We start from the raw sequence: 8,764 nt of genomic DNA, 5'->3' as shown, positions 1-8,764 counted from the left end.
GTGCTCGTCGGTGGTACGGGCACCGGCAAGACGCACCTCGCCAGCGCCATTACCGCCAACGTCGTGCGAAACGGCGCCCGCGGCCGCTACTTCAACACGGTCGACCTGGTGAACCGGCTCGAGGAGGAAACTCGCCTCGGCAAGGCCGGCGCGCTTGCAGCTCAGCTGTCACGCCTTGAGGTCGTGGTGCTCGACGAGCTTGGTTATCTGCCGTTCGCCCGCTCGGGCGGCCAGCTGCTCTTCCACCTGGTCAGCAAGCTCTACGAGCGGACCTCGGTCATCGTCACTACGAACCTTGCCTTTGGCGAATGGCCGACTGTCTTCGGCGACCCCAAGATGACCACCGCGCTGCTCGACCGCATTACGCACCACTGCGACATCGTCGAAACCGGCAACGACAGCTGGCGCTTCAAGCACCGCAGCTAGCCCTCGGGAACCCGACAGAGGAACGCTTCGCGCTGGTTACGCCTCCGGTCGGGCTACGCCCGCCCTACGCCGCAACCAGCGCGAACGGCGCGTCCGCTACCGTCACGCCGCCCAACGAAGGGGGTCTCTTTTGGACGCCGATAGGGGGTCCTTTTTGGACGCCGATTGACAGTTTGCGGGCGACCAGTTGGCGATCGGCACGACGACCGAACTGATGGCGCGATATTGCGCGACCAAAGGACGGTGGCGGCACGGCCCGCGCATCCGCGACCATTATGGCTATCGGGTCTTTTCCGATCCCGGTGTCACGTTCCGATTGCACCGCTTCCTGTACGCGCTGTGCTGGACAGGCACCGATCGGCCTTCGGCGCTGTTCGATGCAGCAGCGACGTGGCTGCTCGAATCGAAGGTGATGTTGCCCGGCCTGTCCGTCCTCGAGCGCGATATCGCACGGGTCCGCACGCGGGTCGCCGCGCACGTCCATCGCCGTCTGGTCGCCAGGCTGACGCCAGAGCAACGCGCCCGGCTCGATACACTTGTCGCTGTTACCGGGGACGGAAGGCAAAGCCCGCTCGACCGGCTGCGTGACGGGCCATATCTACAAAGCGGCCCCGAGATCAGCCGTGCGATCGACCGACTGACCGAAATTCGCACGTTCACCACAGGCTTGCCCGAACTCGACCGCGTGCCACCCGGCAAGGCGGCCGCGTTGGCGCGATTTGCCGGCGCCGCGAGAGCGCAGGCCGTGGCCCGGCTTCCCGACGATCGGCGTGCGGCCACTTTGGTTGCCTTCATCCGCACGCTCGAAGCATCGGCCAGCGACGATGTCATCGACCTGTTCGATGCGGTGTCGACCAGGATGTTCTCCAACGCGCGCATCAACGCCAAGGAGGCGCGGATGCGCTCATTGCGCGACCTCGACAGCGCATCGCTGCGGCTTCGCGATGTCGGTGCTGTCCTGCTCGATGATAGTATCGGCGACATCGAGGTGCGTGCGGCCGTGTTCGCACTGGTTGACCGGGCAACGCTGAAGGACGCCGTCGCGCAGGTGAACCTGCTCGCCCGGCCAACCGATGAGAGCTATTTCGTCGAGCTGCGCCAGCAGACTGGCGCGATGCGCTATCTGCCGAAAATGCTTGCCGGTCTCGATCTCGCAGCGGCGCCCGCAGGGCGGCCGTTACTGGACGCGGTCGATCACCTGCGAAGAGTTCACCGGGGCGAGAAGCGTCGTGGGGCGGCGCCGACCGCGTTCGTCCCCAAGGCCTGGAATCGCCAACTGAAAACCGATGACGGCGCATTCGATCTGACCGGATACCGGCTTTGTACGCTCGACCGGCTACGCCGTGCTATCCGGCGCCGCGACGTCTTTCCCGTTCGCTCGCTTCGCTATGCCGATCCACGCAAAGGCCTGCTGACGGGAGCAGCCTGGGAAGCGGCGCGACCGACGGTATGTCGCACTGTTGGCGTGGCGGTCGCCGGCGACGAGGAAATCGCCAAACTGTCCGCAAGGCTCGATCTAGCCTACCGCGAGACAGCGGCGCGCGTACCGGACAACGATGCCGTGACCATCACGAAGATGGCCTGCGGTGCCGATCTGTCGATCGAGCCACTCGACAAGATCGACGAACCGCTCAGCCTCACCGATCTCCACAAAGCGATCGATGCGCGCCTGCCGCAGCTCGATCTCCCCGAGCTGATTATGGAGATGCACGCGCGAACCGGGTTCGGATCGGCGTTTACGCATGCCAGCGAGGGCAACGCGCGCGCCGAGGATATAGCGACGACAATCTGCGCGGTGCTCGTCGCGGAGGCGACCAACACTGGTTTCGAACCGCTTGTTCGCCCCGAAGTGCCCGCTCTGCGCCGGTCGCGGCTGAGCTGGGTGAAGCAGAATTTCATGCGCGCCGAGACACTGACCACCGCCAACGCGCTGCTGGTGGCCGCGCACAACAGGATTCCGCTGACCCGCGCTTGGGGTGTTCGTCGCCAGTGGTGGCCTGAACAGTGTCGAGAAGATCCGCGTAGCGAAGCGCCCAACGCTCCTTATGCAGGTACGAAAGGTTCCTATCGATACCCTCGATGATCTGGTTGAGGCTGGTCTTGCTCACGGGCCTTCCTTTCCGCTCCGCTATAACACTTGGCCGGTTAATTGAGTAGCATATAGACGCTTTTAGTCGTCAGCGATGGCGCTGCCAGCACGTTGTGATCTGAAATGGAAACGCCCCGCTGCGGAGGGGCAGCGGGGCGCATGTAACCGGCGGGGCAGGGGGGGAAACCGCGCCGGTCAAAGTAGAAACAGTGCGCGGCAAAGTCTGTTCCGGACGCCAGAACTAAAAATGCCCTGCCTATCATAACACCAACAGGGCATTGCGAGCTTTCACCGCCGTTCCCCCCGAAAGGGCAGGACGCTTCAAGCATCGATAGAAACTGTTAGGTTTATGGTCCGTTCCCTCGGCCGGCGTGTTGGGCTGCCTCGTCTACGGTGGGTAGAGCTTCTATCGCGCTCGATATCCAAGCGCCAACGACGTTAAGGTCGAGCCCATCCGCAAGCTCCAGGGCCTGCTCCAACTTGGCTTTCAAAAGCTCTGACTGTTCACTGCTATTTTCCACGCCGCGTCGATATGGCCGCCCGGCCGGGGTGTCACGGGTACAATCTGCATCAAGTCGCTGCTTTTAATATCAAGCGGGACCTAGTTTGCGGAATTATCACGCTTCATCGTCACGATGTAATCCGCGCGCATTGCGCTCCCGCACTCTTCCTGAGGCTGATATTGTCGATCGGCATTTTTGCATTGGTCTATCACAGATTTCCGATCGGCCTCGTGCGTCTCAAAATAGTGCTCGGTGCGAGGCTCGGCCGGCCGGTTGCAGCCGGCGAGCCCCAGCAAACAAATTAACGCGAGCGATGCCGTATTTCTCATTGCGACGTACCCTGAAAAACCAAGCTCTAAGCGAGCGCGTTACCTATGGCTGCAATCTCGGCCGGTACATAGGACAGTCTCAGATATACGCTGCCGGATCGCCAATCCGGCAGTCGCAGATCCGCTTTCTCAAAAGGGATCGATTCCGAGTACGCCTGCGCTGTCTCGCCTGCCGTCCTAATCGGGAATGGGGCTCGATGACCTATTTTCCAATTCGTTCAGGCACCTATGGTAGAGACACGATCGACACCTAGCGCTGCCGGAGCAAAAATGATCTCGACACGCCGCGAAACTATTGTGGGGCTCGGTACTCTGCTCGCCTTGGGCACACGTGCCGAAGCGGCTTCGTCCGTTACCGCGAGTTTTGAGGGAAGGCAGATTTCAGCGGGTGAGAACCGCCCCGGTTTGCCAATGGGCAGCACGAATGACGCGCTGCTGGCCTTCTATCACCTGCGCCTCCCGCCGGACCAGATTGCGGGCCAACTGAAACTGCCGAGCGCGGAGGTTGAACGGCGAACCAATGCGCTGGTGCAAGAAGGTTTGGCCCGACGACTGCCTAATGGGCAGGCTCGTCCAACTGCCCTCGTCGTTACTAGGGCCGAACAGCCGCGTTTCCTATACGCCCAACACAGCGTCGTACGCGCCGCTGCCGACGCTATCGGCACCATCCTTCCCGCCGTGCGCCGTCGTTATGCGACGCTACCCGGCTTCGCCCACGTACCTTTCGCCGATGCATCGCTTCTCGTGCTGAGCGACGGGTTGCTCGATAACTGGCAGATCAACCGGGTTGAAGAGGGATACCTTAAGGTGTTGCGGCCCCAACGTGGAGGAGGGCGCTACTACTATGCCGTTTTCGAGACACGCCCTGCCGATCCAGTCGAGTCATTCGGCATCTACGGCAACCATGGGCAGGGTGTTGGTGATACGACACTCTCTCTTTACGGAAATCAACGGTACAGCGGACCTACCAATCTGGTCACGCTTGAGCCCGGTGACCTCACTAGCCGGTTCGGCTTTTCACCCGGCACCGGTGTGCAAGCGGCCCAGGAAGAATTGGTCGGTGACCTCTTGCAGCGCTGGCGTGACCCTTCCGCTCCGGTAAACAAAGCGAGGGCTGCTGGACTTCGCTCCCTCGGACTCCTCGCGGCGAACGGGCGAACGGCCATACCCGTGCTGGGGCCTACCGATGATGCTGGGCTGGATGCGATGGCCGCTGCATTTGCACCATCGCTCCTTGCTATCCTTGAATAGCACCGGTCGGCACTGGAAGCGCAGTATCGCAACTCGCCCTATGCTGCCGAGGGGGTGAGCTTTCCCGAATATTTCATCTGGTGGTATCACGTGTTCTACACGGACGTAACGAACGAACTCGCGCACCGGGGGATGATCGTCATGCCGCGCAATGGCACACTGACCTATTTGGTCACGAGCTGACTGGCGCGGTGTCGCAACCGAACGGTTGCGATAGCCGGTATCGACATTATTACTTCCCGTTTCAGTGTTCGCGACGGGTTTCGGGAAGGCTCATGCTTTCCCGATCTACCATGGTGTTTTGGGAATGTTGGTGTTTGATGGGGGCTGTAGATATCCAACGCTCATTGGTACGATGCTGTAAGCGATAAATGGCACGTTGCGGCGCGACGGAGGATTCCGAACGGATGGCACGCAATATTTTAGGTATAGTGGATATTAAATATCCGATCTTAATATAGAAGCTAACTAGGCACCGAAAATATGGTGCGGCGTGCGATCATACTACCGTCACCAACTGCACTGTAGAAACGTCCTCACTTATTGCGAAATATTCTAAAAAAGCCTGTTAGGTTATTTAAATCATAGACCTTGTTACGTTCGACTCGATAGTCGAATTCAGTCCGCCTGCCCGCCACGAACCCGCCCAGATATGCTCCTCGCGTCCCGTTTACGAACTGGATCACGCCTTCGTCAGGTGCGAGCGCGTAGGGTCTCATAATCCTTCCAGGAAGAAGCTTGCGCAACATATTTTCCGGTGCAGGAACGAGCCTTTTAATGGCTATATTGAGAGGACAATTTAAATCACTTTTTGCAGAGGCAGGCACAGGCGCTAGAACAAATAGGCTAAGCGCTTGCGCCGGAACCGGAAGGATGAAGACCGCGAGGTGAGTAAAAACTGCTTGTACGACTCGCTTCCGGTTCACGTCATTACTCCTGTAGTTCGCCACTATGGCCGTTTGCGGCGAAAGTTCGGGCGTCAAGAAGCTAACGGCCAACGAAACGACATGGGCGTTTTCTATTTCGATCGAATTTCGGGAATCGGGCTTGCTTCGCGGTCGGACCTTATCCCCCGATAATCCCTGTAAGCTCTACCTCGGAGCCGTCGTTTATAACGCGGCCTTTCACAATACCGCTTACCAGCACCTTGGACTCCGCCTCGATATGCAAATCGCCGTTGATGATCCCCTTCACTTCAAGGCTCGATCCGCCTCTTATGCGCGCGTCTCCATCGACAATGCCCCTGAAAACGCCGCTGTTTGGAAGCTCCTGAACATCAACTTTCATGTATGCCCTCCGCATTATTTGGAAATTTAGCCGCGGTAGCCACTTTGCCGCAGGATTAATTCGGGATCATTCCACTTCAACATATCACGAATAGCGCGATGCTTATCCGTTGAAGCTGCATAGTATGCCGTCCAGATACGCATACCTACCCAGTAACCGGCTTCACTAGGCCAACCGGGCGGTGTTGATTTATAATTGTGCAGCCATCTATTGACCGCTTTCACTGCATTGACGGGCGGGTTGTCTCGAACAGTCGCCAAGCTCACGGGCATGTCTTTCTGAAACTGATCCCATAGCATTCCCTCACGCTGGGCTGCCCAACTCGCCCTGTCCGGCTCGGGTACTTCTCCCGTCACCAAGGCGGCGATGAAGTCTGCCGCTCCTTCAATAAGAGCTTCACCCAACAGCGGAGATTTCTCAACTCCCGATATATCCTGTTGGAAGGTATGAACGGTTTCGTGCGCGAAGAAGCGACGAAGCGCCGTCCTGAAGCCTACGGCTGAAGGATTCTCCGCGCATAGTACCTCAAGTCCGATGACCTGAGCGCCGGGGCCTGCGGTGCCACCGGAATTACCGGCTCCTATCACTACATAGATTTGTGGGAGCGGCTGATCGGGCAGCAATCCTTGCAAGGCGAGGTAGATCGCCCGAAGATCGGCCGTGGCCTCCTCTACGCGGGGAAGACACTCACGAACCGCTCGACTGTACAAGGCTGGGTCGGCGCTGACCTTGTTGGCGAGACGGGCGGCATCACCAATCCGGCCGGGTGAGTAGCCCCTAGTTTTCTAGACGCCTTGAGCCATCAAAGCCTGCTGCCGTTCAAACTCGACGGGCGACAGCATCCCGTTCCTGACGTGCTTGCGGATCGGGTTGTAGAACATCTCGATGTAATCGAACACGTCCTGCCGGGCTTCGCCGCGGGTTTTATAGGTCCGACGCCGGATGCGCTCACGCTTGAGCGAGGAGAAGAAGCTCTCGGCCACGGCATTGTCGTGGCAGTTGCCGCGTCGGCTCATCGAGTGCTCAAGATTGTGAGCGCGGATGAAGGCAGCCCAGTCCATGCTCGTGAACTGCGATCCCTGGTCCGAATGGATCAGCACCCGACACTTCGGCTTACGCCGCCAGACCGCCATGTGCAGCGCCTGCAAAACCACATCGGTTGTCTGACGGCTTTGCAACGACCATCCCACCACGCGACGGGAGTAGAGGTCGAGCACGACCGCCAGATAGGCGAAACCTTCCATCGTGCGGATATACGTGATGTCCGTCACCCAGGCGCGATCAGCCTGCGGCACGTCGAACTGCCGATCCAACGTGTTGGCAGCAACGGCCGAAGGCCTTCCTCCTGAACTGCCTGGACGCCGCTTGTAGCCGATCTGCGCCTTGATGCCTGCCAGGTTGGTCAGGCGGGCAACGCGATTAGGACAACAGGTCTCGCCCTGATCGAGCAGATCGTCGTGCAAATTTCGATACCCATAGACCTTGCCGCTGTCGCTCCAGGCCTGCCGGATCAATGCAATCTGCCGAGCATCTTCTTGCGCTCGCCGGCTCAGCGGCGCTTTGCGCCAGGCGTAAAAACCGCTGGGCTGGATCGCCAGGCACCGGCACATCGCGCGGACGCCAAACTGGTTCTGATGCTCGGCAACAAACGCGTATCTCACTTGGCATCCCTGGCGAAATACGCGGTGGGTTTTTTTAAGATGTCGCGCTCCTCGGTCACCCGAGCCAACTCGCGCTTCAACTGGCGGATCTCGGCGTCCTTATTGGCATCGCCCGACACCACCTTCGCGAACTGCTTCTTCCACGCATACAGCGAATGTGGGCTGACGCCGAGGCGCTGCGAAACCTCCGCTACCGGGTAACCCCGCTCCGTGATCTGCACCACCGCGTCACGCTTGAACTCATCGCTGAAATTGGGTTTCCCCATCGTCGCCTCCTGTCCTCAAAATTAGGACCCGAGGCGTCCAGAAATCTAGGGGCTACTCAGTAAATCAGTATGTGCTAAAGAGATCGTTGTGCTGAGAACTCAAGAAGGTTGTCACGCACACGGACCATTGCCTTTTGCACGACCCGGAATTCATCTGGGCTCAGGCCACACGCTTCGAGCAGGTTCTTCTGAGCGCCTCTTTCGCGCAATTTTCGACCGGCTTGAGTAAGGCTGACGATGACCTGCCGCTCGTCGTTTAAGCTACGCGTTCGAGTGACGAATCCAAGGATCTCCAATTTCTTTAGGATCGGTGTCAGTGTATTTGATTCCAAAAACATGTTTTTACCGAGACCGGAGACGGTCTGATTATCCTGCTCCCAGAGCGCGACAATAGCGATCCATTGCGGATACGTAACACCCAACTCGTCCAGGATCGGCTTATAAGCCCGACCGTAAGCCAGATTTGCAGAATAGACCGCGAAGCAGAGGAAATCACTCAGCTTCGGCAGGTCGGGAGCGGATGCGTTCGTGGTCATGGTTCTCAGATAGTTACGTAACACCTACACACAACTCCATCGCATGCGATAGGATCATTTTTTAGTGATAGATCGCATGCGATATAGGATTTGACCTGCTCCCCAGAATTCATGCCATTGGTAAGTTAGCTCGTCAGATTGAGACGAGTGATGCGGCGAGGCCGATTTACCGAGGATCAGATCATTGGCGTGCTGCGCGAGCATGAGGCCGGCGTGAAGACCGCCGAGCTGTGCCGGAAGCATGGAATCAGTGACGCGACGTTCTACAACTGGAAGGCGAAGTACGGCGGGATGACCGTGTCGGAGGCGGCGCGGTTGCGAGCGCTCGAGGACGAGAACCGCCGGCTGAAGAAGCTGCTGGCGGAGTCGATGCTCGACGTGTCGGCGCTGAAGGATCTGCTGGGAAAAAACTGACC

9 protein-coding genes and 2 pseudogenes are annotated in these 8,764 nt (G+C 58.9%); 5 read left to right on the top strand and 6 right to left on the bottom strand.

The genetic code is table 11. The features are described 5' to 3' along the window. Together BM244_RS22395 and BM244_RS22390 are read left to right on the top strand one after the other, a co-directional pair. The coding region (locus BM244_RS22395; protein WP_139227102.1) for an ATP-binding protein at positions 1-426 on the top strand (426 nt) is incomplete at its 5' end. Between the two features lie 172 nt (positions 427-598). Then, positions 599-2,404: pseudogene (locus tag BM244_RS22390) on the top strand (Tn3 family transposase); the annotation flags it as partial. Positions 2,405-3,116: 712 nt separating this feature from the next. On the opposite strand, the gene BM244_RS23950 reads toward BM244_RS22390, so the two are convergent. Then, a complete protein-coding gene (locus BM244_RS23950; protein WP_175518376.1) occupies positions 3,117-3,347 on the bottom strand; it encodes an EexN family lipoprotein in 231 nt (76 codons plus the stop codon). Positions 3,348-3,617: 270 nt separating this feature from the next. Here BM244_RS23950 and BM244_RS22385 point away from each other — a divergent pair, with 270 nt between their 5' ends. Both BM244_RS22385 and BM244_RS23835 read left to right on the top strand, forming a co-directional pair. Then, positions 3,618-4,598 carry a hypothetical protein gene (locus tag BM244_RS22385; protein ID WP_093401126.1) on the top strand — a complete coding sequence of 327 codons (981 nt, stop codon included), beginning with the start codon at positions 3,618-3,620 and terminating at the stop codon, positions 4,596-4,598. 54 nt (positions 4,599-4,652) lie between these two features. Next, a complete protein-coding gene (locus BM244_RS23835; protein WP_302847319.1) occupies positions 4,653-4,781 on the top strand; it encodes a hypothetical protein in 129 nt (42 codons plus the stop codon). 353 nt (positions 4,782-5,134) lie between these two features. On the opposite strand, the gene BM244_RS22955 is transcribed toward BM244_RS23835, so the two are convergent. The 5 genes from BM244_RS22955 to BM244_RS22365 form a co-directional block, all read right to left on the bottom strand. After that, positions 5,135-5,524 carry a hypothetical protein gene (locus BM244_RS22955; protein ID WP_139227098.1) on the bottom strand — a complete coding sequence of 130 codons (390 nt, stop codon included), beginning with the start codon at positions 5,522-5,524 and terminating at the stop codon, positions 5,135-5,137. Between the two features lie 139 nt (positions 5,525-5,663). Continuing rightward, a complete protein-coding gene (locus tag BM244_RS22380) occupies positions 5,664-5,885 on the bottom strand; it encodes a hypothetical protein (protein ID WP_139227096.1) in 222 nt (73 codons plus the stop codon). 26 nt (positions 5,886-5,911) lie between these two features. Beyond that, complete coding sequence (locus tag BM244_RS22375; protein WP_175518375.1) at positions 5,912-6,517, bottom strand: DUF2268 domain-containing putative Zn-dependent protease; 606 nt, start codon at positions 6,515-6,517, stop codon at positions 5,912-5,914. Between the two features lie 153 nt (positions 6,518-6,670). Next, positions 6,671-7,812, bottom strand: a protein-coding gene (locus tag BM244_RS22370) for an IS3 family transposase (protein WP_093401124.1) whose coding sequence is annotated in 2 segments (ribosomal slippage) — positions 6,671-7,572 and positions 7,572-7,812 — 1,143 coding nt in all. Because the reading frame shifts where the segments join, the coding sequence is not laid out codon by codon here. 74 nt (positions 7,813-7,886) lie between these two features. Next, entirely contained in the window at positions 7,887-8,348 is a 462-nt protein-coding gene (locus BM244_RS22365; protein WP_093401123.1) for a MarR family winged helix-turn-helix transcriptional regulator, read from the bottom strand. 150 nt (positions 8,349-8,498) lie between these two features. Between BM244_RS22365 and BM244_RS22360 the strand changes: the two are divergent. Continuing rightward, positions 8,499-8,750 (top strand): annotated as a pseudogene (locus tag BM244_RS22360) (transposase); the annotation flags it as partial. Positions 8,751-8,764: the final 14 nt, after the last annotated feature.

It is taken from the genome of Sphingomonas sp. OK281, assembly GCF_900115295.1.
In the GTDB taxonomy this organism is placed as follows: Bacteria; Pseudomonadota; Alphaproteobacteria; order Sphingomonadales; family Sphingomonadaceae; genus Sphingomonas.
Note: the sequence above shows the minus strand (reverse complement) of the source record. Positions and strands in the feature narration are given on the sequence as shown.

Excerpts from the sequence above, each read along its gene's own strand:
- BM244_RS22380 (WP_139227096.1), bottom strand. The coding sequence starts at position 5,885 with ATGAAAGTTGATGTTCAGGAGCTTCCAAACAGCGGCGTTTTCAGGGGC.
- BM244_RS22365 (WP_093401123.1), bottom strand. The coding sequence starts at position 8,348 with ATGACCACGAACGCATCCGCTCCCGACCTGCCGAAGCTGAGTGATTTC.
- BM244_RS22385 (WP_093401126.1), top strand. The coding sequence starts at position 3,618 with ATGATCTCGACACGCCGCGAAACTATTGTGGGGCTCGGTACTCTGCTC.
- BM244_RS23950 (WP_175518376.1), bottom strand. The coding sequence starts at position 3,347 with ATGAGAAATACGGCATCGCTCGCGTTAATTTGTTTGCTGGGGCTCGCC.